At 71.4% G+C, this 26,306-nt stretch carries 28 protein-coding genes; 12 read left to right on the top strand and 16 right to left on the bottom strand.

Features of this window, described 5'->3' with window-relative positions:
- The 3 genes from VGK78_RS11285 to VGK78_RS11275 form a co-directional block, all read left to right on the top strand.
- A partial coding sequence (locus VGK78_RS11285) for a DUF222 domain-containing protein (RefSeq protein ID WP_331527732.1) occupies window positions 1–457 on the top strand: 457 nt, incomplete at its 5' end.
- Window positions 346–780 carry a DUF222 domain-containing protein gene (locus tag VGK78_RS11280; RefSeq protein WP_331527731.1) on the top strand — a complete coding sequence of 145 codons (435 nt, stop codon included), beginning with the start codon at window positions 346–348 and terminating at the stop codon, window positions 778–780. The genes VGK78_RS11285 and VGK78_RS11280, both read left to right, overlap by 112 nt.
- Complete coding sequence (locus VGK78_RS11275; RefSeq protein ID WP_331527730.1) at window positions 752–1,147, top strand: HNH endonuclease signature motif containing protein; 396 nt, start codon at window positions 752–754, stop codon at window positions 1,145–1,147. The genes VGK78_RS11280 and VGK78_RS11275 overlap by 29 nt, the downstream gene beginning before the upstream one ends.
- Before the next feature lie 28 nt (window positions 1,148–1,175).
- Here the strand turns inward: VGK78_RS11275 and VGK78_RS11270 are convergent, their stop codons facing one another.
- The 3 genes from VGK78_RS11270 to VGK78_RS11260 form a co-directional block, all read right to left on the bottom strand.
- A complete protein-coding gene (locus VGK78_RS11270; RefSeq protein WP_331527729.1) occupies window positions 1,176–1,535 on the bottom strand; it encodes an STAS domain-containing protein in 360 nt (119 codons plus the stop codon).
- Between the two features lie 81 nt (window positions 1,536–1,616).
- On the bottom strand, window positions 1,617–3,491 hold the full coding sequence (locus tag VGK78_RS11265; RefSeq protein ID WP_331527728.1) for a CheR family methyltransferase: 1,875 nt from the start codon (window positions 3,489–3,491) through the stop codon (window positions 1,617–1,619).
- 64 nt (window positions 3,492–3,555) lie between these two features.
- Window positions 3,556–4,566, bottom strand: a complete 1,011-nt coding sequence (locus VGK78_RS11260) for a chemotaxis protein CheB (RefSeq protein ID WP_331527727.1) — start codon at window positions 4,564–4,566, stop codon at window positions 3,556–3,558.
- Between the two features lie 113 nt (window positions 4,567–4,679).
- Between VGK78_RS11260 and VGK78_RS11255 the strand changes: the two genes are divergently transcribed.
- On the top strand, window positions 4,680–5,930 hold the full coding sequence (locus tag VGK78_RS11255) for an ANTAR domain-containing protein (protein ID WP_331527726.1): 1,251 nt from the start codon (window positions 4,680–4,682) through the stop codon (window positions 5,928–5,930).
- 19 nt (window positions 5,931–5,949) lie between these two features.
- Here VGK78_RS11255 and VGK78_RS11250 read toward each other — a convergent pair whose 3' ends face one another.
- Complete coding sequence (locus VGK78_RS11250; protein WP_331527725.1) at window positions 5,950–7,515, bottom strand: DNA polymerase ligase N-terminal domain-containing protein; 1,566 nt, start codon at window positions 7,513–7,515, stop codon at window positions 5,950–5,952.
- Between the two features lie 80 nt (window positions 7,516–7,595).
- Between VGK78_RS11250 and VGK78_RS11245 the strand changes: the two genes are divergently transcribed.
- On the top strand, window positions 7,596–9,098 hold the full coding sequence (locus tag VGK78_RS11245) for an FAD-dependent oxidoreductase (RefSeq protein WP_331527724.1): 1,503 nt from the start codon (window positions 7,596–7,598) through the stop codon (window positions 9,096–9,098).
- 106 nt (window positions 9,099–9,204) lie between these two features.
- Window positions 9,205–9,930 (top strand): GAF and ANTAR domain-containing protein, encoded by a 726-nt coding sequence (locus VGK78_RS11240; RefSeq protein ID WP_331527723.1) that lies wholly within the window; start codon window positions 9,205–9,207, stop codon window positions 9,928–9,930.
- A gap of 74 nt (window positions 9,931–10,004) precedes the next feature.
- Here VGK78_RS11240 and VGK78_RS11235 read toward each other — a convergent pair whose 3' ends face one another.
- On the bottom strand, window positions 10,005–10,364 hold the full coding sequence (locus VGK78_RS11235; RefSeq protein WP_331527722.1) for a hypothetical protein: 360 nt from the start codon (window positions 10,362–10,364) through the stop codon (window positions 10,005–10,007).
- Window positions 10,365–10,657: 293 nt separating this feature from the next.
- Here VGK78_RS11235 and VGK78_RS11230 point away from each other — a divergent pair, with 293 nt between their 5' ends.
- The gene (locus tag VGK78_RS11230; protein ID WP_331527721.1) at window positions 10,658–11,209 is read left to right on the top strand and encodes a hypothetical protein; all 552 of its coding nucleotides are present in this window, start codon (window positions 10,658–10,660) and stop codon (window positions 11,207–11,209) included.
- Here VGK78_RS11230 and VGK78_RS11225 read toward each other — a convergent pair whose 3' ends face one another.
- Window positions 11,210–11,938 (bottom strand): class I SAM-dependent methyltransferase, encoded by a 729-nt coding sequence (locus tag VGK78_RS11225; protein WP_331527720.1) that lies wholly within the window; start codon window positions 11,936–11,938, stop codon window positions 11,210–11,212.
- 47 nt (window positions 11,939–11,985) lie between these two features.
- On the bottom strand, window positions 11,986–12,315 hold the full coding sequence (locus tag VGK78_RS11220; protein ID WP_331527719.1) for a hypothetical protein: 330 nt from the start codon (window positions 12,313–12,315) through the stop codon (window positions 11,986–11,988).
- A gap of 278 nt (window positions 12,316–12,593) precedes the next feature.
- Here VGK78_RS11220 and VGK78_RS11215 point away from each other — a divergent pair, with 278 nt between their 5' ends.
- Entirely contained in the window at window positions 12,594–13,211 is a 618-nt protein-coding gene (locus VGK78_RS11215) for a hypothetical protein (protein ID WP_331527717.1), read from the top strand.
- A 52-nt stretch (window positions 13,212–13,263) separates the two neighbouring features.
- On the top strand, window positions 13,264–13,536 hold the full coding sequence (locus tag VGK78_RS11210) for a DUF7218 family protein (protein ID WP_331527716.1): 273 nt from the start codon (window positions 13,264–13,266) through the stop codon (window positions 13,534–13,536).
- 33 nt (window positions 13,537–13,569) lie between these two features.
- Here the strand turns inward: VGK78_RS11210 and VGK78_RS11205 are convergent, their stop codons facing one another.
- The 9 genes from VGK78_RS11205 to ccsA form a co-directional block, all read right to left on the bottom strand.
- Entirely contained in the window at window positions 13,570–15,681 is a 2,112-nt protein-coding gene (locus tag VGK78_RS11205) for a xanthine dehydrogenase family protein molybdopterin-binding subunit (protein WP_331527715.1), read from the bottom strand.
- Window positions 15,678–16,694 (bottom strand): FAD binding domain-containing protein, encoded by a 1,017-nt coding sequence (locus VGK78_RS11200; RefSeq protein ID WP_331527714.1) that lies wholly within the window; start codon window positions 16,692–16,694, stop codon window positions 15,678–15,680. Before VGK78_RS11200 ends, VGK78_RS11205 begins: the two co-directional genes overlap by 4 nt.
- Window positions 16,691–17,254 (bottom strand): 2Fe-2S iron-sulfur cluster-binding protein, encoded by a 564-nt coding sequence (locus VGK78_RS11195; RefSeq protein WP_331527713.1) that lies wholly within the window; start codon window positions 17,252–17,254, stop codon window positions 16,691–16,693. The genes VGK78_RS11200 and VGK78_RS11195 overlap by 4 nt, the downstream gene beginning before the upstream one ends.
- Window positions 17,255–17,556: 302 nt before the next feature.
- Window positions 17,557–17,955, bottom strand: a complete 399-nt coding sequence (locus VGK78_RS11190) for a hypothetical protein (protein WP_331527712.1) — start codon at window positions 17,953–17,955, stop codon at window positions 17,557–17,559.
- Window positions 17,955–18,881, bottom strand: coding sequence for a cytochrome c-type biogenesis protein CcmH (locus tag VGK78_RS11185; protein ID WP_331527711.1), 927 nt, complete (start codon window positions 18,879–18,881; stop codon window positions 17,955–17,957). Before VGK78_RS11185 ends, VGK78_RS11190 begins: the two co-directional genes overlap by 1 nt.
- Window positions 18,878–19,414, bottom strand: a complete 537-nt coding sequence (locus tag VGK78_RS11180) for a TlpA family protein disulfide reductase (RefSeq protein ID WP_331527710.1) — start codon at window positions 19,412–19,414, stop codon at window positions 18,878–18,880. Before VGK78_RS11180 ends, VGK78_RS11185 begins: the two co-directional genes overlap by 4 nt.
- Complete coding sequence (locus VGK78_RS11175) at window positions 19,411–21,378, bottom strand: heme lyase CcmF/NrfE family subunit (protein WP_331527709.1); 1,968 nt, start codon at window positions 21,376–21,378, stop codon at window positions 19,411–19,413. Before VGK78_RS11175 ends, VGK78_RS11180 begins: the two co-directional genes overlap by 4 nt.
- Window positions 21,375–21,776: a cytochrome c maturation protein CcmE gene (locus VGK78_RS11170; RefSeq protein ID WP_331527708.1), complete on the bottom strand. Its 402-nt coding sequence runs from the start codon at window positions 21,774–21,776 to the stop codon at window positions 21,375–21,377. Before VGK78_RS11170 ends, VGK78_RS11175 begins: the two co-directional genes overlap by 4 nt.
- Window positions 21,777–21,864: 88 nt before the next feature.
- Complete coding sequence (gene ccsA / locus VGK78_RS11165) at window positions 21,865–22,572, bottom strand: cytochrome c biogenesis protein CcsA (RefSeq protein WP_331527707.1); 708 nt, start codon at window positions 22,570–22,572, stop codon at window positions 21,865–21,867.
- A 166-nt stretch (window positions 22,573–22,738) separates the two neighbouring features.
- Between ccsA and coxB the strand changes: the two genes are divergently transcribed.
- The 3 genes from coxB to VGK78_RS11150 are packed head-to-tail and all read left to right on the top strand — an operon-like array spanning window position 22,739 to window position 26,306.
- Entirely contained in the window at window positions 22,739–23,758 is a 1,020-nt protein-coding gene (gene coxB / locus VGK78_RS11160) for a cytochrome c oxidase subunit II (protein WP_331527706.1), read from the top strand.
- A 2-nt stretch (window positions 23,759–23,760) separates the two neighbouring features.
- Window positions 23,761–25,674, top strand: coding sequence for a cytochrome c oxidase subunit I (gene ctaD, locus VGK78_RS11155; protein ID WP_331527705.1), 1,914 nt, complete (start codon window positions 23,761–23,763; stop codon window positions 25,672–25,674).
- A complete protein-coding gene (locus VGK78_RS11150; RefSeq protein ID WP_331527704.1) occupies window positions 25,671–26,306 on the top strand; it encodes a cytochrome c oxidase subunit 3 in 636 nt (211 codons plus the stop codon). The genes ctaD and VGK78_RS11150 overlap by 4 nt, the downstream gene beginning before the upstream one ends.

Raw genomic sequence — 26,306 nt, 5'->3', positions numbered from 1 at the left:
GGTCGCGACCGTGGAGCTGGTCGAGCAGGCGCGGGCCGCGCTCGCCGCGGTGCAGGCCGGGGCCGTCGCGGAGGCCGACACCCGCGACCTCGCCAAGCAGAGGCTGCACCACGCCTCGACCCAGGCCTGGGTGACCCACCTGGGCGGGCTGCGCCAGGGCGAGGGACGTCGGGTCGTGGCCCGCGCCCACGCCCTGACCCGACCCCTGACCGCGACCCGGGAAGCCCTGGTCGCGGGGCGGGTGTCGCCGGAACAGGCCGACGTCATCGTCAAGTCCATCGAGACTCTGCCGGTCGGGGAGGCCGTGCGTCGCCGTGGTGAACGCACGTTGGTGGGGCAGGCGGGGTGCGGGAGGAACGCGCCGTCCACCTGGGCCGGTGCCTGTCGATCGCTGCCGATGGTGCCGGCGGGGTCCGGGTCAGGGGCCGCGGCTGCGCCGAGGACGGCGCCCTGTTGAAAGCCGCGTTGTTGCCGTTGACGGCACCGGCTCCGGCGGTCGACGACCACGACGGCGAGCTGGTGCCCGACCCGCGTGACCACGGCACCCGGCTCTGGGACGCCCTGGTCGCCACCGCCCAGCACGCCCTGGACACCGACCTCCCCCCGGCCTCGCACGGCGCCCCGGCCCGGCTGATGGTCACCATCGACCTCGACAGCTTGAAGAACGGTCTCGCCGACACCGCGGTGGCCGGGCACAGTCGGAATCGGGGTCGGCGTGTCCGGGGTGAGCGGGGACGGCACCGACCTGTCCGTGGCCGCCATCCGCCGGTTGGCCTGTGACGCCGAGATCATCCCCGCCGTCCTCGGCAGCCGCGGTGAGCCCCTGGATGTGGGCCGGGCCCGGCGGCTGGTCACCGTCGCGATCTGGGCCGCCCTGGTGATCCGGGACCGGCACTGCGCGTTCCCCGGCTGTGACCGGCCGCCGCTGATGTGTCACGCCCACCACATCCGGCACTGGATCCTCGGCGGCGAAACGAAACTCGAAAACCTGGTCTTGTTGTGCGGCCACCATCATCGAGTCATCCACGACTCCCCCTGGCAAGTCCGGCTCAACCCCGACGACCACAAACCCGAATTCCGTCCACCACCGAAGCCCGGTGTGGAAAACCGCTGGATCCGATATCGACCCGACGAGAATGAAACGTAGACTTTCGCCTCCCTCGACCAGGGGTGCGTCAGACGAGCGACTCCGGCGTGGCGGTCAGCGGCGCGCGGGCGGCGTCCACAGTGTCGAAGAACGGAACGGCTCCGGCGAGCCCGGAGGCGTCGAGGATGCGCCTGGCCGCTGGGGACGGCAGCACGATCGACATCGCGCCACCACGGACGCGGAGCCGTTGCGCGCAGTGCCCGATCATCGCGATGCAGCCGCAGTCGACGACCGCGGCGTCGGTGAGGTCGAGCACGACGTGCTGCGGCGTGGAGCGGACGACGCCGAACAGGAGTGCGGCCAGCTCGTCGCGTCCGGAGAGATCCCAGGCGCCACTCAGCGCCAGGACGTGGGGTTCGGGGTTTCGTGGCGCACGCGCACGAGACATGCTGGCGCCGTTCCGTACGCCGCTCTCGGTCCAATGCTCGGACCCGGCCGCGATCCCATGGTAGGTCGACCGGAGCGTGGTTCACACACGCGCGCGCCCGGTCCCCGAACCGATCTCGTCGTCGAGGACGTCCATCACCAGCATCGCCGCCGGGGACGCCGTCTGCTGCTCCAGATGCGTCAGGGTGACCTTCACCTCGATGGCGCGGCCGCGCCGGTTGACGGCCTTCATGGTGGTCGAGGCCGACTCCGGAGGCTCGGAGTCGAGCTGCTCGCGGATCGGCTGCCGGAGCGAGTCCAGGGGCAGCCCGATGTCCAGGTCGAACAGATGTGAGCCGATGGCCTCGTCCGTCCGCACGCCCCACAGGTCCTCGGCGCGGGCGTTCCAGGCGAGCACCTTCATGGTCGAGTCGACGACGGCGACACCGGAGTTCATGCTTCCCAGCACCGAGGACATGAAGTCGTTGAGGTGGTCCAGCTCGTCCTGCCGGTCGCGCAGGGCCTCGTTGCTGAACTGGAGCTCGTCGTTCATCGACTGCAGCTCCTCGTTCATCGTCTCGAGCTCCTCGTTGGTGCTCTGCAGCTCCTCGTTGGTGGTCTCGAGCTCCTCGACGGTGCTCTGCAGCTCCTCGTTGGTGGTCTCGAGCTCCTCGTTCGTGCTCTGCAGCTCCTCGTACGCCGTCTCGAGCTGCCGGTTGGCGTACTGCAGGTCGTTCTGCAGCTGGCGGTACTGCGTGACGTCATTGAAGATCACCGTGACGCCCAGCGGGCTCCCGGACTCGTCCGACAGCGGGATGAACTGGATGTCGATCGAGACCTGCTCCCCCGGCCCGCGCAACAGCGTCACGTCGCGGACCCAGATCGCCCGGCGCTGGTTCAGCGCCTCCTCGATGTGGCTGCGCAGCTCGATCGGCCGGTAGGACATCTCCAGGTCCTGGATCGGGCGGCCGATGTCGCGCTGCGAGAGCCCGAAGAGATGGATCGCCCGGTTGTTGCAGACCGCCAGTCGGCCGTCCTGGTCGAGCGCGATCTGCGCCGCCGGCGACTGCATCAGCGCCGCGTGGCGCAGTCGCGTCACGTCCAGGTCCTCGTCCTCCGAGAGGTTGTCGACGCCGACCGCCGCTATCGGCCGGCGGTCCCGTGGCTCGCTGGGGATCTTGCGGAAGAAGCGGCGCTTCAGCTCGATCGCGCGGAAGTACGACGAGTGGCTCAGCAGCATCTCCGCCTTGCCGAGGAAGAGCACCCCGTCGGGCCGGAGTGCGAAGTGCATGCGGTTGAGCACCTGCGCCTGGGTCTCGGCGTTGAAGTACATCAGCGTGTTGCGGCAGGTGAGGATGTCGACGTGCGAGATGGGCGCGTCCTGCACGATGTCGTTGCGCCCGAAGATCACCGAGCGCCGCAGCTCCTTGCGGAAGACGAACCGGCTGCCGGCCGGCTCGAAGTACTTCTCGCGCATCGCCTCCGGCACCGGGCTCAGCTCGCGCGGTGTGTACGTCGCGTGGCGGGCGTGGGTGAGCGCGTCCTCGTCGACGTCGGTGGCGTAGATCTTCACCCGGTCGCGGAACGCGTCGAGCCCCAGCGCCTCGGCGAAGAGCATCGCCAGCGTGTACGCCTCCTCTCCCGAGGCGCACCCGGCGCTCCAGGCGCGCAGCGTCTGACCCTCGCGACGCCGCAGAAGGTCGGGCAGCAGGTCCTCGGCGAGGTACGTCCAGGCATCGGGATCGCGGAAGAAGCTGGTGACGTTGATCAGGATCGTGTTGAACAGCGCCGTGAACTCGTCCTGATGGACGAGCAGGTGGTCGTGGTAGTCCTCGAACGACCCGATGGACAACGAGTCCATCCGGCGGCGGACCCGGCGTTCCAGGCTGGCGCGCTTGTATCCGGTGAAGTCGAACCCCCGCTCGTCCCTCAGGTGAACGAGCAGGGACTCGAACGCCGGATCAGCCGACGCGGCCACGGAACCTCCCGGGATGAGACGTGATGGGACGCTGGGTCCCCATCATGTCCCACCGGGCCTGGGTTCAACCGGTGGCCTGGGACTGGTTCTCGGCGAGCCGCTGGATGAGCTCGCGCAGCAGCTCGGCGGCACGCATCGCCTCGTCCGCCTCCTCGACCAGGTAGTTGGAGGTCAGCCCGTGGCCCCGCTCGAGGGCCCGGCTGGCCAGACGGCGTGTGAGAGCCGACTTCTCCTCGAGGTTGCGCAGTGCCATCCACAGCGCCGACTCGAGGTCGGTCGACTGCTGGACCACCAGGCTCTCCGGCGACCAGGCGTGCCCCACGCGGCAGCGGAAACGCAGGAGTGACCCGTCGTCGATCTCGAACAGGACGCCGTGGCAGTCGGGACAGGCGAAACCTGACGGCTGACCAGGTCTTTGGTCCTCGTGCATCGCCGAGGGATCCATCTGGGCCATGGCAGTTTCCACCTCCATCAGCTCGGGCGGGTCGTCGCCCCGAGGAGTCGGTTGCTTCACCAGGTCCTGCAGCACCTCTCCCATCTTGGCCATCGGTGCGACGAGGCATTCGGGAACCGCGGTCGCCGCCGCTCGCGGCATGCTGTCGTGGAGCGCGTCGTCGAAGTCCTGCACGACGCACGCCCCACCGCGCTGAGAGATCGCCAGCAGGCCGGCCGCACCGTCGTCCAACCCTCCGGAGAGCACCACACCGACCACGCGGTTGCCCCGAGTGCGGGCCGCCGAGCGGAACAACACGTCGACGGCCGGGCGGTGCCCGTTCTCGCGCGGACCGTGCGACAGCGTGATCGAGTCGTCGTACACGATGACGTGGTGGTCCGGCGGGGCGACCAGGACGGTGCCCGGCGTCAACCGGTCGTGGGACGCCGCCTGCTTGACCGAGAGGTTCGTCGCGCGGCGCAGGATCGACGGTAGGGCGCTGGGCGAGTTGGCCGGCACGTGCAGCACCACCACGACGCAAGCCGGGAAGTCCTCCGGCAGCCCCATCACCAGCGAGCGCAGTGCCTCCACGCCTCCTGCCGAGGCGCCCACCACGATGAGGTCCCGCGATTCGTCAGTCATCGCCCACCTCAAGGGGTACGGGATGGAGTGCAGCGGCGAACTGAGACACACTCGTGGATGAGCGCGACATGGTGAATGCATCAGTCTCCCACAGACGGTAGGAGGTGACGTCGATGGGTGAGAGCGTCTTCTCGGCGGAGATCGCCGAGCTGCAGCAACGCCTCACGAACATCCAGCAGAGTGGCAAGGGGGTCCAGCTCGAGATCCTCCTCCAGGACCTCGGGACCGCCGTCGAGGAGCTGCGCGTCGCCGACGAGGAGGTCAGGTCGCAGCAGGAGGAGGTCGCCCGCCTCCTCGAGAGCGAGCAGCTCCTGCGCTGGCGCCACGAGCGGATGCTCTCTGCGCTGCCGGTACCGGTGCTCACCACCGACAATTCCGGCCAGCTGCGCTCGATCAACCCTGCCGGCGCCGCGCTGGTCGGTGTCCCCATCGCGCACCTCCTGCGCAAGCCGCTCTTCGCCCTGGTGGACGAGTCCGACCGTGCGGGTCTGCGGACGGTCCTCAACGATGCGGTACGCCGCGGGGTCACCAGCACCCGGCGTGTGCGGCTCCGGCTGCGGGGCCACACCGTCGACGTGACCGCCTCGGTGTCCCCGACCTCACAGGTACCCGGCGAGGTGACCTGGCTGCTGCTGGGTCAGAGCCTGCCGAACAACCCTGAGACCATCGAGTCACACGCTCCGCTCGCCGACGCCCTGGTCAAGCTGTTCACGTTGTCGGCCACCTGGTCCGATCCTCGAGACGTGCTCCAGCACACGGCGTACGTCGTCTCCGAGGCGCTCGGGGGAAACGTGTCCGTCTCGGTGGTGCTCGGTCCGCCGAGCGCCCCGACGGGCGTCGCGTCCTCGTCATCCGAGGCGCAGGACCTGGACGGATGGCAGCTCGCGTCCGGGACCGGGCCGGTACACGCGGCCTACGACGCCGGTCGGACGATCGTGTCGGCCGACGTGCACCGGGACCCACGATGGAAGCCACCTCCGGTGCCGGCGTTCGCGGCCGGCCTGGTGTCGGCCGCCGCCCTCCCCCTGGGGCACGGCGACGAGGTCGAGGGCGTGCTGGCGGTGTACCTGCCCAACGTGCTGGAGGCGACGCCCGAGCTCGTGGAGCGCGCGGAAATCCTCGCGGCGTCCGTGAGCTCCGTCCTCCAGGAGATGGGCCTGCGCAACCACCTCGAGGCGCTGGGCGACGACATGCACAGCGCGCTGGCCTCGCGGTCGATGATCGAGCAGGCCAAGGGGATCGTGATGGCCGCCAAGCACTGCACCGCCGACGAGGCCTTCCAGCACCTGGTCCGCCTCAGCAACACCAGCCACCTCAAGCTGCGTGACGTCGCGAGCCAGGTGGTCCAGGGCGCAGGCGGCTGACCGGCGGCTGATCGGCGGCTCAGGTGATCTCGGGCAGTCGCTGTGCGGTGCCGAGCAAAGCGCGGAAGGGGTCGCCCCGCTTCGCCAGCCGGTCCAGGACGGTGCGGATCGTCCAGCGGTCCGGCCGCAGGTCGGGGTCGTCGAGCTCGTCCCAGGCGATCGGCACCGACACCGGCGCACCGGCCGCGGGCCGCGGTGAGTACGGCGCCACCAGGGTCTTGTTGATCGCGTTCTGCGTGTAGTCCAGCCGGGCCAGTCCCTTGCGCTCCTTCACCTCCCACTTCCAGCTGACCAGCTCCGGCACCACCTGCCCGACCGTCCGCGAGAGCCGCTCGACCCAGCCGCGGGTCTCGTCGAACGAGTAGCCCTCGGCGATCGGCACCCAGATCTGGATGCCGCGGCGACCGGTCACCTTCGCCCGCGCGGTGACGCCCCGGTGGTCCAGGGCCGTGCGGTGCAGCCGGGCCAGCGCCATCAGGTCGGCCCAGCTGGTCCGCTCGCCGGGGTCGAGGTCGATCAGGGCGTACGTCGGCGCGTGCGGCGCCTCGGCGCGGGACGTCCACGGATGCCACTCGAGCGCGCCGAAGTTCGCGGTCCAGACAAGGGCTGCCGGCTCGTCGGCGACGACGTACGTCGTGGTCTCGCCGCGGTCGGCCTCGGGGTTGTCCCAGGATCCGAGCCAGCTCGGTGCGTGCCGGGGCCGCTGCTTGTGCCAGAAGCCCTTCCGGTCCGCGCCGTCCGGGTAGCGGTGCAGGTTCAGCGGCCGGCCCTCGAGATAGGGCAGGGCCACCGGTGCGATCCGTGCCGCATAGGCGAGGAGCTCCCGCTTCGTCACCGGCGGGTCGCCGGGGAAGAGCACCTTGTCGAGGTTGGTCACCTTCAAACGACGCCCGAACACCTCCCAGGTCCCCTGCGTGCCGAGCGCCTCGAGCTCGTCGATGGCCTCGTCGGGCAGCGACTCCGGGAGCAGCGACACGCTCGCCTCGGCGGCCGGGACGTCGGAGCGCCACATGCGGTCCGGGTCCGCCTTGACCTCGTCGTTCGTGCGGCCGCTGAGCACCGACCGCGGGTGCTCCTCCGGGTCCCAGCCTTCCACCGCGTACTGGTCCCGCTTGTGCAGCAGCATCCACGGGTCCGCACCCTCGTCGCCGCCACGGCGTACCAGCACGAGACGACCGTGGAGCTTCTCGCCGTGCACCTCGGCGTGCAGCTCGCCGCCCTCGATGGCGGCGTGCGGGTCGTCGGCCTTGACCGGCTCCCAGGTGCCGGTGTCCCACACGATGACGTCACCCCCGCCGTACTCCCCTTCCGGGATGACGCCCTCGAAGTGGAGGTACTCGACCGGGTGGTCCTCGACGTGCATCGCGAGCCGCCGGACCGTCGGATCCAGAGTCGGTCCCTTGGGAACGGCCCAGCTGACGAGCACCCCGTCGACCTCGAACCGCAGGTCGTAGTGCAGACGGCGCGCGCGGTGCCGCTGCACGACGAAGCGGCGTCCGTCCGGCGACCACCCGGTCGCCCCTGCAGGCTCGGGGGTTCGCGTGAAGTCCCGCTTCCGGCGGTAGACCTCCAGCAGGTCGCCCATGCCTGGACGGTTCCCCGGGCGGACCGGGCTCATGCCGGAGGGCGGAAGTGTCGCCCTTCGCGCCCTGGGTACGTGTCGGCATGACCGGTAGGCCGAGCACTCCGACGTCCCTGTGGCGCGACCGTCCCGTGATCGAGACCGACACCGACCTGGCCGAGCGCTACGACGACGTCGTCGTCGGGGCCGGCATCACCGGCCTCGCCACCGCGCTGCTCCTGGCCCGGTCGGGCCGGAGCGTCGCGGTCATCGAGGCGCGCGAGGTCGGCGCGGTCACCACCGGCAACACGACCGGCAAGGTGTCCCTGCTCCAGGGGACCCGCCTCTCCCGCATCCTCGAGCGCCAGTCCGAGAGGGTCGCAGAGGCGTACGTCGAGGCCAACCGCGAAGGGCAGGCGTGGCTGCTCCGCTTCTGTGACGACCACGGTGTGCCCTACCAGCGGCGGCCCGCCGTCACCTACGCCGCCGACCAGGACAGCCTCGGCGCCGCCCGTGACGAGCACGAGGCCGCCCAGCGTCTCGGCCTCGACGTCACCTGGCGCCGCGACCTCGACGTACCGTTCACGCACGAGGGCGGCACAGTGCTCGACGACCAGGCCCAGCTCGACGCGATGGACGTCTGCGAGGCGCTCGCCCGTGAGGTACGCCGGGAAGGCGGCACCGTGGTGACCGGGCGACGCGTGATCGGTGCTCCGCTGACCGACCCGTCCGCCGTGGATCTCAACGACGGGAGCCGCGTGCACGCCGAGAACGTCGTCCTCGCCACCGGCGTCCCGATCCTCGACCGCGGCCTGTACTTCGCGAAGGTGGAGCCGGACCGCTCCTACGCGCTGGCCTTCCGCTACGAGTCGCCTCCGGAGCTGATGCTGTTGTCGGCCGGCTCGCCGACGCGCTCGGTCCGCGACGCGCCGACGGGCGCCGGACCTCTCCTCCTGATCGGCGGCCAGGGACACACCGTCGGCAGGACGAGCTCGACGATCGCGTGTCTCGACGCGCTCCGCGAGTGGACCACGACCTGGTTCCCCGGCGCGGGCGAGACCCATGCGTGGTCGGCCCAGGACTACTCCTCCCACGACGGGCTGCCGTTCATCGGCGCCCTCCCCCGCGGACGCGGTCACATCTACCTGGCCACCGGCTACGGCAAGTGGGGTCTCACCAATGGTGTCGCCGCCGGGATCTCCCTGGCCAAGCAGATCCACGGCCATCGGGCCACCTGGCAGCGTCCGATCTCGCGTCGCATCACGCGCCCCAGCGGAGCCATCGAGATCGCACGGCTGAACGCAGCCGTCGGGGTCCATCTGGTGGGCGACCTGGCCCGGGCGCAGCTGAGCACGCCTCGCGAGCCGGCCGAGGGCGAGGGTGTCGTCGTACGACGAGGAGCCCGGCCCGAGGGCAGGGCGCTGGTGGACGGTCGCCACTGCTCGGTGGTGGCCATCTGCAGCCACCTCGGCGGCACCCTCCGCTGGAACGACGCGGAGCGCTCCTGGGACTGCCCCCTGCACGGCTCCCGGTTCGCCCCCGACGGCGAGGTGCTCGAGGGTCCTGCGACGAAGCCTCTCCGGCGTCCCGCATCGGCTGAGGAGTGACCGTCCCACGAGACTCCCACCGCGCTTGACCTGGGGCTAACATCGGGACTGCCCTTCCATGTCCGAGCAGCCGGACGGGTCTGGGGAGTCCTTCCGGAGTGACCCCGTGGCTGGCGACCTCAATTCCGCGATCGCCCAGGCCGTGCGTGACATGGCGGCGGCCCCGACGGTCGACTCCACGCTGGATCGCGCCGTGGAGCTGTGCATGGAGGCGTTGCCCTCCTGCGATCTCGCCGGTGTCTCGGTCCTGGACGGCCACGGTGTCCGCACCCTGGCCGCCAGCAACGAACTGCTGCGGCGGATCGACGACCTGCAGTTCGACCTGGCCCAGGGGCCGTGCTACGACGCACTGCGCAACCACGAGGTGGTCACGTCCCAGGATCTCGCCACCGACGAGCGCTGGCCCGTCTGGGGAAGGCGCATGGCGGATGAGGTCGGGGTGCGGTCGTCGCTGAGCCTGCGGCTGTTCACCAACCGTGACACGCTCGGCGCGCTCAACCTCTACGCCCGGCGAGCGACGGCGTTCGGTTCCGAGGACATCCTCGAAGGACAGATCCTGGCCGCCCATGCCGCCGCTCTTGTCGCGAGCTCCATCAAGGAGGACCAGCTGACGACTGCTCTCGAGCACCGGACCGTCCTCGGGCAGGCGACCGGCATCCTCATCGAGCGGTTCGGCATCGACGCCGATGCGGCTTTCAACGTGATGCGCCGGATCTCTCAGACGCACAACATCAAGCTCTACGAGCTGGCCGAGGACCTTGTCAGGACCGGACACCTCGTGGGCACCGGGCCGCGGGTGCCCGAGGAGGAGGAGCCCACCGCAGCGGGCTGAGCCCGGTCTCACGTCGTACGGCGACGTCCCCACGCGCCCCGCGCTCAGGCAGCGCGGGGCGCGATCTCGGCTGGTCAGGACCGGGGCTGTCGTTGGTCCTCTACCGCCCCCTCCTCGTCCTGGTCGGCGGCCTCCCGGTCTTTGGTGGCCGCCTGCCGGTGGGCCTCGGCACGTTCGTGCTCGCCGTCGGCCTCCAGGAGGTCGGCGGCGTGCTCGTGGCGATCTGCGGAGTCGCGGTGCTGCTGCGCCGCTCGCTTGTGCGCGGTGGCCGCGCGGACCTTCGCCGCGGCGAGCGCGGCTCGCGCTCGCTCGAGGTCCTCCCGGTTGCTCCCCCGTGAGTTCGCGAGCTCGGAGAGTCGCTTCTCGAGCTTCTCGGCGCGGTCGGCGGCGTTCATCGCCGCCTCGCGCGCGGAGTCTCGACGCTGCTCGTTCACGTACCCTCGTTCATGGCCCCACTCTGCCACTCCCGGGAGTGCCCAGGGACAGGCCGGACATGCGATGAACGAGCTGGTCGACGTGGTCGGCCCGCCTGGCGGACTGTGGAGAGTCGATCTGGCCGGGCGGGCCTCGCCACCTCGTGGTCCGATACCCCGGGGCTTCAGAAGTGGTTACTCCGCCGGTACCCGGTACCGCCCTGGATGACGCACCTCGGTGGGGACATCTCCAGGCATGACGCCGGGGTCATCGGGTACCCGTCCGGCATGGGGGGTCCGACGACGGAGGCACCATGGACGAGCGTGTGATGAGCCGCGCGACCGACGTGGAGGACGCCGACGAGGAGCACGACCTGATCGAGGAGATCGATCGGGATCTCCACCAGGTGCAGGCGCTGCTGGAGCAGCTGTCCGCGACCCCGGGCGCTGTCAAAGGCGGGTCCGCCGAGCAGCGCCTGGCTCGCCGGTCGACGGTCGAGCGGATCCGGGCGGCGCTCGCCGAGCAGCAGTCCGTCGGGATGCAGTACCTCTGGCCCGCGGTGCGCAAGACCCTGCCCAGCGGAGAGCGGCTGGCGGAGATGGCGGCCGAGTCGAACAAGAGGTGCCGGGGCCTGCTCACAGCGCTCGGGAAGGTCTCACCCGACGACGCGGAGTTCGACGACCTCGTCGAGCAGCTCACGCTCGCGTGCCGCATGCACGTCGTCTTCAAGGACCAGGTGCTCCTGCAGCTGGGAGACCTGCTGTCCGCCCGGGAGCGGCAACGCATCGGCCGGCAGCTGCCCCGTCGGGACGGGGTGACCGAGACCGCTAGCGCCCTGCTGAAGGGCTGGCCGGTCCACCCCTGATCAACGGCGGCGCAGCACGTGCAGCACCGACTGGTAGTGCTCGGTGACGATGCCACCGCACGCCTCGGCTGCCGCCTGCACCGCTCGGACCTCGTCCTCCGTCCAGTTGCTGAAGGTGCGGAACAGCCGCGTCACATGCTCCGTCGTCAGCTCGACGCTCCACCGCCAGCGTTCCGAGCGAACGGGCCGGAAGTACCCGCCCGCCGACAGCTCGTCCATCGTGGGTCGGCCCTCCCGTTGAGTCTCAGGCTCCGCGGTCTCCCGCTCGGACACGATCCGCTGGACCCGGTCCCGGAACTCTGTCCGGTACCCGTCGTCGCCGAAGATCGTGCGGAACACGGCCAGCGCTCGGCCGGGGCGCAACGTCTCGTGCAGCCTCGGGAGCGCTACGGCGAGGTCGACCCAGTGCAGGGAGGTAGCAGCCACGACCGAGTCGAACGCCGCTCTCGGAAGGTCGGCGTCCTCGAGCCGGCTGGTCAGGATCTCCACGCCGGTGACCGCCTCCGCGAGCAAGGAGGCCAGGTCGCGCCCGGGCTCGAGCGCGACGACCTCACTGCCCGACGCGACCAGGTCCCGGGTCGCCAGACCCGCCCCGGCGCCCACCTCGAGAACCCGCAGGCCGGCGCCGATGACCCCCTCGGACCTCAGCACCTCGAAGACAACCGCCGGGTACGGCGGCCGCGCCGACGCGTAGTCCGCCCCCAACCGCTCGAAGTGCTGCCACGACACGCCGTCACCGTAATCCGGCGGCTGACGTCCCGGAGCGCATGGGGGCGTCAGGAGGCCTTGCGGCGTGAGCCGGCCTTCTTGGCCGTGCTCTTCTTGGCCGTGCCCTTCTTGGCCGGGCTCTTCTTCGCGCCGGACTTCCCGCCGTCCGGCTTCTTCTCGGCCTTGCGGGACTCGAGGTCGGTGACGTTCTGGGTGTTCCCGGCCCGGTGGTTCTTCGCGGCATCGACGGAGGCCCGCAGGGTCTCGAGCAGGTCGCCGGCCTTCTCCTCTCGCTGCTCGTGGTCTCCGAGACGACGATCTCGCGGTCCTTCCTCTTGGCGTCGATCAGCTTCTCGACCCGCTCGGTGTACGTGTCCCGATAGTTCTTCGAGTCCCACGCCGTGGTCAGCGACTCGACCAGGCTGACCGCCATGTCCAGGTCCTTCCCGCCGACACGAGTCCGCGTGGGCCAGATCGCGCGCGCCATCTCCCGACCTCCTCGCGTCGGCTGATCCGTACCCTTTGCCCAGAGAGCCACCCCTGGAGTACGTCTTTGAGGGCACGTGCCCCCAAAGACGTAGTCCACGAGGGATATCTCGGTGGCTGCCGGGCTCTCCTCCACAGCCCGGCCCGACGGTCCGACCGCACGGTCCTCCAGGCTCTAGCGTGTGGCCGGATGAGTGGGACTGAGCAGGCGATGCTGAGTGGACGCCAGGCCGCAGCCATCCTGCGGTCCGTCCTTTCCTCGGACGAGCAGGCGCGACTGCTGCTCCGTACGGGGATCGCGGGGTCAGGGGTCACCACCTCGACCGCGACGCTCTTCGACGAAGCCGCAGTCCGCGAGCTGTGCCTGCGGCCCCAGGTCGGTCGTCGGGAGCTCTGGCGCGCCTGCCCCCACGGACTGTACGTCGCGCGCCTCCACCGGGGTGCCGCGCTCGACCTGACCCGGCCGTGGGCCGAGGTGGCCGGGCAGGTCGCGGCGTCGATCGCGCAGCAACGGCGGCTCACGGCACTGACCGCCGCGCTGACATCCGCGCAGATCCGAGTGAGCGGCAGGCTGCCGTTCGCGGCAACCTACCTCGGGTTCGTCGTGCTGACGGCCGACCTCGTGGCTGTCGGAGCGGACCGACCGTCCCTCACGCCACCCGGCCCCTGGGCAGACGCGGTGACCGGTCGCCAGCTGCACACCCGCAGCGGCGGGCGCCCCGGGTATCTCCTGACACCGCCGGTCGTCGCGGACGGCATCATCCCCGCCCGCCCGGGTACCCCACCCAGGAGACCGATGCGCCCCTGATGACCACCTGATGACCACCTGATGACCACCTGATGAGGGGAGTGAGGCGAGCATGCCGGGTTCGAAGAAGCCGGGTCCATCCGTCAAGGACGACGAGACCTACGAGGCCCTCCGACGCGAGGGCGAGAGCAAGGAGAAGGCGGCGCGGATAGCCAACGCCGGCGCGCGGTCGTCGCGCACGAGGGTCGGCAGGAAGGGCGGGACGTCGCCGTCGTACGACGAGTGGAGCAAGGACGACCTGATGCAGCGGGCCCGCGAGATCGGCATCGACGGTCGCTCGAAGATGTCCAAGGGCGAGCTGGTCGACGCGCTCCGCAACCACTGAGCCCGCGAGACCGGGCAGACGAGAACGGCCAGCTCAGAGGAACCGGTCGGCCGTCACCGGGAGCTCACGGACGCGTACACCGGTCGCGTGGTACGTCGCGTTCGCGACCGCGGCGGCCGTGCCCACGATGCCGATCTCGCCGATGCCCCGCGACCCCATCGGCGTGGCCAGGGTGTCCTCCTCGTCCAGCCACTCCGCGTCGACATCGAGGACGTCGGCGTGTGCGGCCACGTGGTAGGTGGCCAGGTCCTGGGTGACCACGTGACCGAACCTCGGGTCGCGGTAGGACTCCTCGAAGAGTGCGGCGCCGAGGCCCATCGTCAGCCCGCCGATGAGCTGGGACCGCGCGGTCGTCGGGTTGACGACACGACCGACGGAGTAGACGCCGAGCAGCCGCGGGATCCGGATCTCGCCGGTGTAGCGGTGCACCCGAGCCCGGGCGAACACCGCGCCGAAGGAGTGCATCGAGTGCTCCTCCCGCGCCGGGACGGTCTCGGGTGACGCCGTGGTGGTATCCCCGGGCGCCGGATCTGCGCCGTGCTCCTCGCGGAACGCCTGGGCGGCCGCCACGATCGCGCTGCCCCAGGAGCTGGTGCCGGACGACCCGCCGGCCACCGACGCGGAGGGCAGCGAGCTGTCGCCGATCCCCAGCTCGACGGCCTCGAGCGGGCACGCCAGCGCGTCGGCCGCGATCTGGGTGAGGACGGTCCACGCGCCGGTGCCGATGTCGACCGCGCCGATCGTCACGGCGTACCGGCCCTCCGGCAGCGCCCGCACGGTCGCGCTGTTGCCGGGCATCACGTACGCCGGGTACGTCGACGAAGCGACGCCCGTGCCCACCCACCACTCGCCGTCCTGCAGGGACCGCGGCTCCACCGGCCGGTCCGACCAGCCGAACCGTTCGGCGCCGCGGTGCAGACACTCGACCAGACGGCGGTTGTTGAACGGCTTGCCGGAGCCCGGGTCGACGTCGGTGTCGTTGCGCTCCCGGAGCACGACCGGGTCGACGCCGCACGCGTAGGCCAGCTCGTCCATCGCCATCTCGAGGCCGACCGAACCCGGCATCTCGCCGGGAGCGCGCATCCAGGAGGGCACCGCCACGTCGAGGGCGACCAGCCGGTGTCGGGTGCGCCGGGCGGGCGAGGCGTACATCATCCGGGTGATCGTCGCCGTCTGCTCGGCGAACTCCTTGATCGCCGAGGTCTGCTCGACCACCGTGTGGTCGGTGGCCGCGAGCTGCCCGTCGCGATCGGCACCGAGACGGATCCGCTGGATGGTGGCCGTGCGGTAGCCCGCGAGCGCGAACATCTGCTGCCGCGTCATCGCCAGCTTCACCGGACGACCCGAGTGCGCTCGCGCCGCCAGCGCCGCCACCACGACATGGCAGTGCGGCAGACCCTTGCTGCCGAACCCGCCGCCCACGTGCGGGGCCACGACATGCACGCGTGACCGCTCGATCCCCATCACCGACCCGAGCGTCGACGCCACCGAGTGCACGCTCTGCGTGGAGTCGTAGAGCAGCAGCCGCGGCCCGTCGTGCTGGTCGTGCCAGACCGCCATCGTCGCGTGCGGCTCCATCGGGTTGTTGTGCTCGTACGGCGTCCGGTAGGTCTGGTCGACGACCACCTCGGCGTCGCCGAGAGCGGCCTCGACGTCGCCGTCCTCGGTGTCGGTCGGGTAGGCCGGGTTGACCTTGTCCGGCGTGTAGCGCTCGGTGTCCAGCGTCATCTCGACCCGGTGCGGCTCCTCGTCGTACGTCACCCGCACCAGCGCGGCACCCTCCCGCGCCGCCTCGGGCGACTCGGCGACGACGCACGCCACCACCTGGCCACGGAAGCCGACCTCGTCGTCCTGGAGCACCGTCAGCTCCCGGTCCTCGGTGTCGCTCAGTCGCGGGGCATTGCCGTGGTGGAGCACGGTGACGACTCCCGGTTGCGCGAGCGCCGCGGCCGCGTCGACCTCGGTGATCCGGCCCTTGGCGACGGTGGACTGGACCATCCAGGCGTGCAGCGGGCCGTCCGCGTGCTCCAGCGGATGCTCGACGGCGTACGCCGCGGAACCGGTCACCTTGGCGTGGCCGTCGACCCGGTTCAGCGGTGTCCCGATCACCCGGAGCGGCACCGGCGCGGGTATCAGCTCGGTCATCCCGCGCCTCCCGTCGCCCCTCTCGTGGAGCTCTGCAGGGCAAGCTGCTCCAGCACGTGCTCGGTCGTGTTGCGCACCATCGACACCTTGAACTCGTTCTCCTCGCCGGTCACCGCGGCCGCGAGCTCCTCCTCCATGGCCTCCCGGAGCAGCTCGGTCGTGAACTGCTGTCCTCGCAACGCGACTTCGACGCGACTCGCCCGCCACGGCTTGTGGGCGACACCGCCCCAGGCGAGCCGCACGTCCCGCACGGCGCCGTCACCGTCGAGCTCCAGCGCGGCCGCCACCGAGACCAGCGCGAAGGCGTACGACGCGCGGTCCCGCACCTTGTGGTAGGTCGACCAGCGCGCGACCTCGAGCCGGGGCAGCTCCACCGCCGTGATCAGGTCTCCGTGCTGGAGCACCGTGTCCCGGTCGGGCCGGTCCCCCGGCAGGCGGTGCAGGTCGGCGATCTGGATTCGGCGTTCGCCGTCGGCGCCGAGCACGACGGCCACAGCGTCGACGGCCGACAACGCCACGGCCAGGTCCGACGGATGCACCGCCACGCACTCCGGCGACGTGCCGAGGATCGCGTTGTACCGGCCGTATCCCTCCACGGCCGAGCAGCCGCTGCCGGGGTCGCGCTTGTTGCACGGGGTCGTGACGTCCTGGAAGTAGACGCATCGGGTCCGTTGCAGCAGGTTGCCGGCGGTCGTCGCCTGGTGCCGGATCTGGCCGGACGCGCCGGCGAGCAGCGCCCGGGCCACCACCGGGTACCGGGCACGGATCACCGGATGGGCGGCGAGGTCGCTGTTGCGCACGTTCGCGCCGACCCGCAGCCGGTCGTCGTACACCTCCATGGTGTCGAGCGGGAGCCGGGTGACGTCGACCAGGAGTCCCGGCGACGCGACGCCGAGCTTGAGGTGGTCGACCAGGTTGCTGCCGCCGGCGAGGAAGGCCGCGTCCGGGTCACCCGAGACCAGCGCCACCGCGTCGGAGGCGTCGGCCGGCCGGCGGTACTCCAGCTGCCTCACACCGAGCCCTGCCGCACCGAGTCCTGAGCCGCCTGGCGGACCGCGGCCAGGATGTTGACGTACGCGCCGCAGCGGCACAGGTTGCCGCTCATCCGCTCCCGGATCTCCTCGTCGGTCAGCTCCGGGCTCTCCTCGAGGTCCTCGGTCACGTAGCTGGGATGACCCTGCTTGGCCTCGTCGAGCATCCCGACCGCCGAGCAGACCTGCCCCGGCGTGCAGTAGCCGCACTGCAGCCCGTCCCGCTCCAGGAACGCCTCCTGCACCGGATGGAGCCGGTCGCTCTCGTCCGTCGACGCGCCGGCCAGCCGGCCGAGCCCGCCGGCGGTCACGATCTCGGCGTCGTCGTGCGCCACCGCGAGCGACAGACACGTCAGATGCCGGCGACCGTCGAGAAGGACCGTGCACGAACCGCACTGACCGTGGTCGCACCCCTTCTTCGGGTTCGTCACGCCCAGTCGCTCACGCAGCGCGTCCAGCAGGGTGGTCCGGGTGTCGACGGTGACGGTCCGGCGCACGCCGTCCACGGTCAGGGCGACCTCCCGCTCCACACCCGTCTCCACGCGGCGCCCGTACCCGACCCGCGCCCGCCGAAACCGAGACCCACTCGGTGCTGGTGGCCGGGGCGCCGGGTCGGGCACCCCACCCCTGCGCGACGCCTGCTCGTACAGCCGCGTCTGGCGGCCGTCGAGGCTCGGCCGGGCATCTCTCGAGACCCCCGCCCCCACTACGTCAATGAGCCCGCACGAGCTCATTGACCCAGAGCCCGGATCCCGGGTCACGGACATGACTGGAGTCCCGCGGTCCTCGCCCGAGGTCTGGTGGCCTCGCCTTCGCCTCCGCCGCTCTCGGTCTGTGCGGCGGGCTACGACGTGGTGAGCGTCGTGTGCATCCCCTGTGCGCGGTGGCCGGGCATCGAGCACCACAGCTGCAGGGTCTCGTGCGGGCCGGCCTGCACGGTGAGGCGGGTCTGCTGCCCGGGGTGCAGGTCCGGGGTCTCCCAGGTGCCGCGACCGTCGCGGACCACCAGGTCGTGCACGGTCGTGCCGGCGTTCGTCACGACGAGCGTCAGCCGGCCCGCCGGCACCCGCGACCGCGACGTGACGATCGTCCACTCGATGAGGCCGACTCGCACCGGGGCGGCATGGTCCGCCGACATAGGACGGGTGCCCAGCTCGCCCCCGCCGGTCTCGGCCTCGGCGCCACACCCCGTGAGCACCGTGACGAGGGCCAGGACCGTGGCGGCGCGGTGAAAACGTCGCATCATCGGCTCCGCAGCAGCCGGCGCACCTGGGCGGCAGCGGGGTGGTCGGGCGCGAGCCGGAGGAACCGGCGCAGGGTCGGGGCGAAGGGCTCACCGCGTCCGCGCTGGGCGAGACCGAGCACCAGAAGGGCCAACGGCCGGTACCGGCCCGCCGGACCGGCGACCGGCCGGACGAGCCACTCGGCCGCGGACAGGTGGCCTCGGCGCAGCAGGTCGAAGGCGAGGCCGGTCCGGGCGGCGTCGTTGTTGGGGGCGAGCGCGAGCGCCCGGCGGTAGGCCTGCTCCGCACCGGTCGGGTCGCCACGGCTGTCGAGCGAGCGGCCGAGCCTGACCCAGTCCTGGGGTCCCAGCCGGTCGGAGGTGGATGCGGTCCCGCCGGACGACCGCGCCGCGTCCGTGCCGCCGCGGGACGGGAGCGCGACCGCGGCGGGCACAGCCGCCCCCGCCACCGCGCAGACCACGACGGCGACCAGCACCCGCCGGCCGCTCAGGGCTCCCCCACTCGCTGCCGCGGGCGCGGTCGGCTCCCCAGCGCTCGTCGTGCGGCGCCGCGACCTGACCAGCACGACCGCGCCACCGAGCACCAGGACGCCGATCGGCAGGGCCCACAGCAGCAGCTCCGGGCCCCGGGAGGAGGGTGTGGTGACGATGTCGGCGCCGTACCGGTCCACGAACCATGCGCGCACCTGGTCCGGGCTCCGGCCGTCCTTCAGCTGGTGGGTGATCTCCGCGCGCATGCTGCGCGCGATCGGGGTGTCGGAGGCAGCCACCGACTCGCCGTTGCAGGCCGGGCAGCGCAGCGTCTTCGCGACCCGGTCGACCCGGGTCGACAGCGGCGGAGTCGGCTCGTGGGTGAGCACGATCGCGGCGACCGCCGCGGCCGCGACCAGGACGGCGACCACCGGGACCCAGAGACGCCGGGTCACGACCATCGGCGTACCTGGGAGTCGAGCCACTCCCGCGACACCGCCCCGATCCGCCGGGCGCGGACGATGCCCTGGCCGTCGACGACCACCGTCTCGGGCACCCCGGTCGCCCCCCAGCTGACCGCGAGCCGACCGTGGGGGTCGACGACCGCGACCAGGTCCTGGGCGTTCGCGTCCGACAGCAGGGCGCGCGCGGCCACCGGCCCGTCGCGGGTGTCGACGGTGACGAGCCGCACGCCCTGGCTCCGGTAGTCGGCCGCGGCCCGCGCCAGCAGCGGGATCTCGTCGCGGCACGGAGCGCACCAGGCCGCCCAGATGTTGACCAGGGTCAGGTGCCCGGTCGGCCGGAGGACGTACGACGAGCCGTCCAGCGTGCTGCCACGCAGCGCCGGCGCCCGCTCGCCGAGCAGGGCACGATGCGTGTTCTCGCCATGGACGCCGAGGGAAAGGGTCAGTCCGGCCAGCACGCCCACCGCGAGCAGGACGCCGGTCGCGACGGACAGCAGCCGGAACAGGTGCCGGGGCCGGATCACCGTTCGGCCCTCGCGGCCAGGTCGGGGGTGACCGCCAGCGGCGGAGCCGGGGCCGGCTCGGGCACGGCCGCCCGCGCCGGCGCACGCCGCCGACGCCGTCGCAGCAGGAGCGACCCGAGCCCGGCCAGCGCCATCACGGCGCCGCCGGCCCAGATCCAGCCGACCATCGGGTTGCGGGCGACCCGCACGGTCACCGCGCCGTTGCGGTCAGCGGACAGGAGGGTGACGTAGAGGTCGCCGCCCACCCGGCTCGAGACGGCCGGGACCGCGACCGTCATGTCGTGGGCCGGCGAGTAGCGCAGACCCGGCGAGAGCCGGACCGTGCGGTCGCCGCGACGCAGCACGAGCCCGGCCCGGGTCACGATGTCACCGGCCGAGCGGTCCCGGCTCACCGCGGACACTGCGACGTCGACACCCGCGACGCGGTGCGAATGGCCGGGCGTCACGGTCCCCTCACCCGCCACGGCGTACGCCGACGAGCCGGCGACGCCGACCAGCAGGAGGACGAAGCCGAGATGGGCACCCATCCCGGCGACCCTGCCCCACGAGCCGACCCGGCGTACGACGTCGCGCACGATGCCGGTGAGCACGAAGCCCGCGAGACCGAAGGTCACCAGGGCGGCCCGGCCGGTCGGGGCTTTGACCGCCAGGCAGACGACCACCGCCGCGCCGACCGCGGCGGGGAGCAGCGCCCGCCGGAGCACCGCCGCGCCCCGGTCGCCGCGCCAGCGCAGGTAGGGACCGAGACCCATCAGCGCGAGCAGGAGTCCCACCACCGGGACGCTGACGGTGTCGAAGTAGGACGGACCGACGGCCACCTGCGAGCCGTTCACCGCGTCGGCCAGCACCGGGAACAGCGTGCCCACCAGCACGGTCACCGCGAGCACGACCAGCAGCACGTTGTTGGCCAGGATCGCCGACGTCCGGGAGAGCACCGGACCCAGGCTGCCGCGGGGCGACCCGAGCCCGCCGGGGCGAAGCAGGGCGAGTGCGACGACCCCGGCGAGCACGGCCGCGAGGAAGGCCAGCAGCACGACACCCACGCCCGAGGACGCGAAGGTGTGCACGCTGACGCTCACGCCGGACCGGGTGATGAACACGCCCAGCCCGGCCAGGACGAAGGCGCCGACGGCCAGGCTCAGGCTCCACGCCGGCAGGGCGCCGGACCTACGCAGCACCATGCCCGAGTGGAGCAGTGCGGTGGTCAGCAGCCAGGGCAGCAGTGCAGCGTTCTCGACGGGGTCCCACGCCCAGTAGCCACCCCAGCCGAGCACGGTGTAGGACCACCAGGCCCCCATCACGATGCCGGCCGTGAGCACCGACCAGGTCCACAACGCCCAGGGACGTACCACGCGCGCCCAGCCGCCGTCGGCTCGACCGGTCACCAGGGCGGCTACCGCGTAGGAGAACAGCACGGCGGTGCCGAGCAGCCCGGCGTACAGCAGGGGCGGGTGCACCCCCATCGCCGGATGGTCGGCGAGCAGGGGGTTGGGCCCGGGCCCGTCGGCCGGTGCCGGCTGCACCCGGTCGAAGACCTGGCCCGTGAACAGCGCGAGCCCGGCGAAGAAGGCCGCCACCGTCGACAGGCAGGACACGGCCCAGGCGTGCAGCCGCCGGGCACCGGCCGGCGTGCGCCACCCCAGCACCGCGACGTACGCCGTCAGGATCAGCACCCAGAGCAGCAGCGACCCGTCATGGGCCGCCCAGAGGCTGGTGACGGTGTAGTACGCCGGCGTGCTGAGGCTGCCGTTCTCGGCGACGAACCGGATCGAGAAGTCGTGGGTGAGCAGCGCGTACTCGGCCGCGCCGACCGTGGCACCCGCCGCCAGCAACGGCAGGAGACCGAGCCAGCGCGGTGCCTGCCTGGTCGCCGGGCGAAGGGCGGCCGACGCCCACACTCCGACACAGGCGAGAGCCGAGCAGAACGCCGCGGCCAGCGCGAACGTGCCGACCCAGCCGGTCATCGCGGGGGGTGGTACTCGTTGGAGTGCCGCACCATCACCTGGTCGGCCCGGAAGATCCCGTCGGCGAGCAGGTGTCCCTCCACCACCGCGCCCTGGCCGGCCCGGAAGGTCGCCGGCGGGGCGTCGGTGGTCACCACGCGCAGGTCGTGGGCACCGTCGGTGAGCACGAACCGCACCCGCGCTCCGGTGTGATGCACCGTGCCGGCGACGACGAGCCCGCCCACCCGCACCGAGCGGTCGCCCTGGGGGCTGCTCGCCAGCTGGGTGGGCGTCCGGTAGTAGCTGAGGCTGTGGTTGAGGGCGCCGGCGACCAGCAGTCCGGCCAGCACGAACACGGCGGCCGCCAGCACGACGACCGCGGCGAGCGGTCGCCGGCCACGGAACGCCGCGCCGCTCACCGGGACCTCGACCTCCGGACCACCACGAGCAGCAGCACCCAGACCATCGCGGCCACGACGTACCCGGCCGCGACCACCGCCCAGCCGGTCATCGCGGGGTCTCCGCCGCTCGTCGGTCGGGCTCGTCGATCCCCTGAGCGGTGACCGACGTCCCGGGCAGCAGCGCCTGCGTCCGGCGTACGACGTACCAGCCTCCGGCGAGCGTGAACGTCACGACACCCACGAGCAACGCGGCCAGCATCACCGTGGCGATCGGCGGGTGCAGGCTCGGGGCGAGCAGCGTCGGCGGCTGATGCAGGGTCCGCCACCACAAGACGGAGAAGTGCACGACCGGGACGAGCAGCACCGAGCAGGCACCCCACGCCGCGACCCGGCGACGCGCGCTCGGGACATCGCCGGCGAGCGAGCGGCCGGCGAGGTAGACGACGTACACCAGGAACAGGCAGGCGGTGCTGACCAGCCGCGGATCCCAGGCCCACCAGACACCCCAGGCCGCGTGGCCCCAGATGCTGCCCTCGGCGAGGGTCAGGCCGGTCATCGCGACGCCCAGCTCGGCGGCCGCTCCGCCGACCGCCCACATCCGGTCCCGGCCGCCGAGGAGCACGGCGACGGAGCAGACGGCGACCACACCGAACGCGGCGAACGCGGTCCAGGCCGCGGGCACGTGCAGGTACATCAGGCGCTGCGACTGTCCCTGAAGCGCATCGGGCGGCGCGACCACCAGACCCATGAGGAGCAGCGCGACCGTCGACGCAAGGGCCGCGAGACCTAGTACCCGGGACAGCCGACCGGCCATGACTCCTCCTCGTTCTCGAGAGTCGGGCGCCGTCGGCGGGCAGCGCGCACCGACCCGCGACAGCGACACGATCCTCGGTGCCCGAATCACCGCGACTCATGCATCGCCGTCTTATGGCTCGGGTCGCGAGCCGTTTGGACTTGCCGGGAAGTGGTACCTACCCGGCATGTGCGCCGGCCGGACCCAGTACGTCGTGACGGCCGGCGCCTTGTTGCTCAGCGCCTCCGTCCTCACGGCGTGCGCGGGTCATCCGCCTTCGACGCTGGAGCCGGACGGGCCGAAGGCCAGCGAGGTCGCGACCTCCTGGTGGCTGCTCTTCGCGGTCGCGGCCGCCGTCTGCGTCATCGTGATCGCGCTGGCGATCATCCCGCTGGTCATCCGCCGCAGGGCGAGAGCCGACCCGGACAACCAGGGGCTGCGGTTCGTCGGCATCTTCGGGGTGGCGATCCCGGCGGTGATCCTCGGCGGCGTCTTCGCGCTGGGTCTGCGCGACCTCTCGAACGCCTCGTCGCCGCCGTCCCCCACCCAGGTCACGATCGACGTCGTCGCCCACCAGTGGTGGTGGGAGTTCCGCTACTCGGGGCCCGGCACGGGCACCGGATCCGAGGTCGTCACGGCCAACGAGGTGCACGTGCCGGTCGGTGTGCCCGTGGAGCTGCGGCTGAGCACCGCCGACGTGATCCACAGCTTCTGGCTGCCGCAGCTGACGCCGAAGACCGACCTGATCCCGAAGAAGGTCAACACCACCTGGCTGACCGTCTCGAAACCGGGTGTCTACCGGGGCGAGTGCGCCGAGTACTGCGGGGTCGAGCACGCGTACATGGACTTCGAGCTGGTCGCGCAGTCGACCACCGACTTCCGGGCCTGGGTCGCGAAGCAGGGACAGCCGGCGGCGCAGCCGACCTCGGCGCTGGCGCGGCAAGGGATGAGCCTGGTGACCACGACGACGTGCGCCAGCTGCCACACCGTGCGCGGCACCGCGGCCGACGGCACGGTCGGTCCCGACCTCACACACGTCGGCAGCCGGCCCCGCATCGGTGGCCAGATCATCAGCAACACCCCCGATCACCTGGCCTCGTGGATCGACAACCCGCAGAACATCAAGCCCGGAGTGAAGATGCCGCCGCAGCCACTCTCGCAGTCCGAGACCCAGGCGGTCGTGGCCTACCTCGAAGGGCTGAAGTAACGATGGCCGGCACGGTGATCCCCGAGCGCCGCGGCGCGGAAGCGGCCGTCGGCGCGACGCTCGACGAGCTGTGGGAGGAGGAGCCGGGGCTGCTCGGCTTCCTCACCACGGTCAACCACAAGCGGATCGGCCGGCGCTACCTGGTGACCGCGGCCCTGTTCTTCCTGTTCGCCGGCGTCAGCGCGCTCGTGATGCGCACCCAGCTCGCCGTACCCGACAACCACCTGGTGAGCCCGGAGGAGTACGACCAGCTGTTCACGCTGCACGGCACCGCGATGATCTTCTTCTTCGCGACGCCGATGAACTCCGGCTTCGGCAACTACGTGCTGCCGCTGATGATCGGTACCCGCGACATGGCGTTCCCGCGGGTCAACGCCCTGAGCTACTGGATCTTCCTGTTCTCCGGGCTGTTCATGTTCTCCAGCCTGCCGCTCGGGATGGCGCCGGACGGCGGGTGGTTCGCCTACGTGCCGCTCACCCGCGAGTACCTCCCCGGCCTGAACCTCGACTTCTACACGCTCGGCCTGCTGATGCTGGCCGTTTCGACCACGATCGGCTCGATCAACTTCATCGTCACCGCGCTGAAGATGCGCGCGCCCGGCATGTCGCTCAACCGGGTGCCGCTCTTCGTCTGGGCGATCGTGACCCAGTCCTTCATGCTCGTCTTCGCGCTGCCGCCCCTCGACGCCGCGAACCTGATGCTGTTCATGGACCGCCGCTTCGGCACCCACTTCTTCGACACCAGCCACGGCGGCGACGCGGTGCTGTGGCAGCACCTGTTCTGGCTGTTCGGCCACCCGGACGTCTACATCATCGTGCTGCCTGCCATGGGCATCATCTCGTCAGTCATCCCGGTGTTCTCACGCCGGCCGATCGTGGCGTACCCGCTGGTGGTCCTGGCCACCGTCGCGACCGGGATCATCTCCTTCGGCGTCTGGGTGCACCACATGTTCGCAGTCGGCCTCTCGACCGTGTCGCTGGCCTTCTTCTCCGCCGCCACCCTGACGATCAGCCTGCCGGCCGGCATCCAGATGTTCGCCTGGCTGGGCACGATGTGGTTCGGACGGATCCGGATCACCACCGCGATGCTGTACGCCGTCAGCTTCATCGTCGCGTTCGTGCTGGGCGGCGTGACCGGGGTGATGTTCGCCGTCGTGCCGTTCGACCAGCAGGTCACCGATTCCTACTTCGTGGTCGCCCACTTCCACTACGTGCTCTTCGGCGGCGCCGTGCTGCCGCTGCTCGCCGGGCTCTTCTACTGGTGGCCGAAGATGACCGGCCGGATGACGAGCCCACGCGGCGGGCTGATCAGCTTCATCCTGGTCTTCGGCGGCTTCAACCTGACCTTCTTCCCGATGCACATCTCGGGCCTGCTCGGGATGCCGCGTCGCATCTACAGCTACGACGGCGACCTCGGCTGGAACATCTGGAACCTGCTCTCGACCATCGGCGCGTTCGTGCTCGCGCTGGGCTTCCTGCTCACCTTGTTCGTCTTCGTGCAGAGCCTCCTGCACGGACCGCGGTCCCCCGACAACCCGTGGGGCAGCAACACGCTCGAGTGGGCCACCGGCTCTCCGCCGAAGGAGTACAACTTCCCGGTCCTGCCCACCGTGCACAGCCTGAACCCGCTCTGGGACGGGAAGTCCCTGGCCTCCATGGAGGAGCACGACGAGGACGACCTGCGGGTGCTGACCGACGAGCACCAGACCCTGCGCACCAGTGAGTTCGACGCGCGCATCGAACGGGTGATGACCATGCCCGAGGAGATCATCCAGCCGATCCTGGTGGCCCTCTCCCTCCTGATCACCGTGGTCTTCCTGCTGCTCAAGATCTACGTCGGCGCGTACGTCGGCGCCGGGCTGCTGGCCCTGGTCGTGCTGTGGTGGACCTGGAACCGGCCGGAGGTGGAGTCATGACCGCCGTCGCCCGCGGTACCGAGGCCGCCGTCCGGCGTACGCCCCACCGCCTGGAGGAGGCGCCGTCCGGCCGGACCACCGGCTGGTGGGGGATGGTGCTGTTCATCTGCACCGAGTCCGCGACGTTCGCGGCGGTCCTGGCCAGCTACTACTACCTGCGGTTCAGCGCGGACGGCACCTGGCCGCCCGACCACGAGAAGCTGCCCAGCCTGCTGGTGCCGTCGATCGGCACCGCCGTGCTGATCGTCAGCTGTCTGCCGATGTGGCTGTGCGGGCGGGCGGCGCGACTCCGGGCCGGAGACCGCAGACTCTTCTGGCTGGTCGTCACGCTGCTCGGCGGGGTCTGCTTCTTCGTGCTCCAGGTCATCGACTGGCGCGACGAGTGGCCCGCCTCCACCCTCAGCAAGGACACCTACGGGTCGCTGTTCTACTCGGTCACCGGGCTGCACACCGTCCACGTCGTCCTCGGGCTCCTGATGCTCCTGCTCCTGCTCGCCCAGGCGATCGTCCGACGGCTGGGCCCGTCCCGCCAGACCGGGTCCATCCGGGTGGTCGCCCTGTACTGGTACTTCCTCGCCGCCGTCGCCGTCCCCGTCTACGTCACGGCCTACCTCGCGCCGTACTGGATCTGA

Source organism: Nocardioides sp. (assembly GCF_036503465.1).
Taxonomy (GTDB): domain Bacteria; phylum Actinomycetota; class Actinomycetes; order Propionibacteriales; family Nocardioidaceae; genus Nocardioides.
The sequence above is the reverse complement of the archived record's forward strand: the minus strand, read 5'-3'. Positions and strand labels throughout refer to the sequence as shown.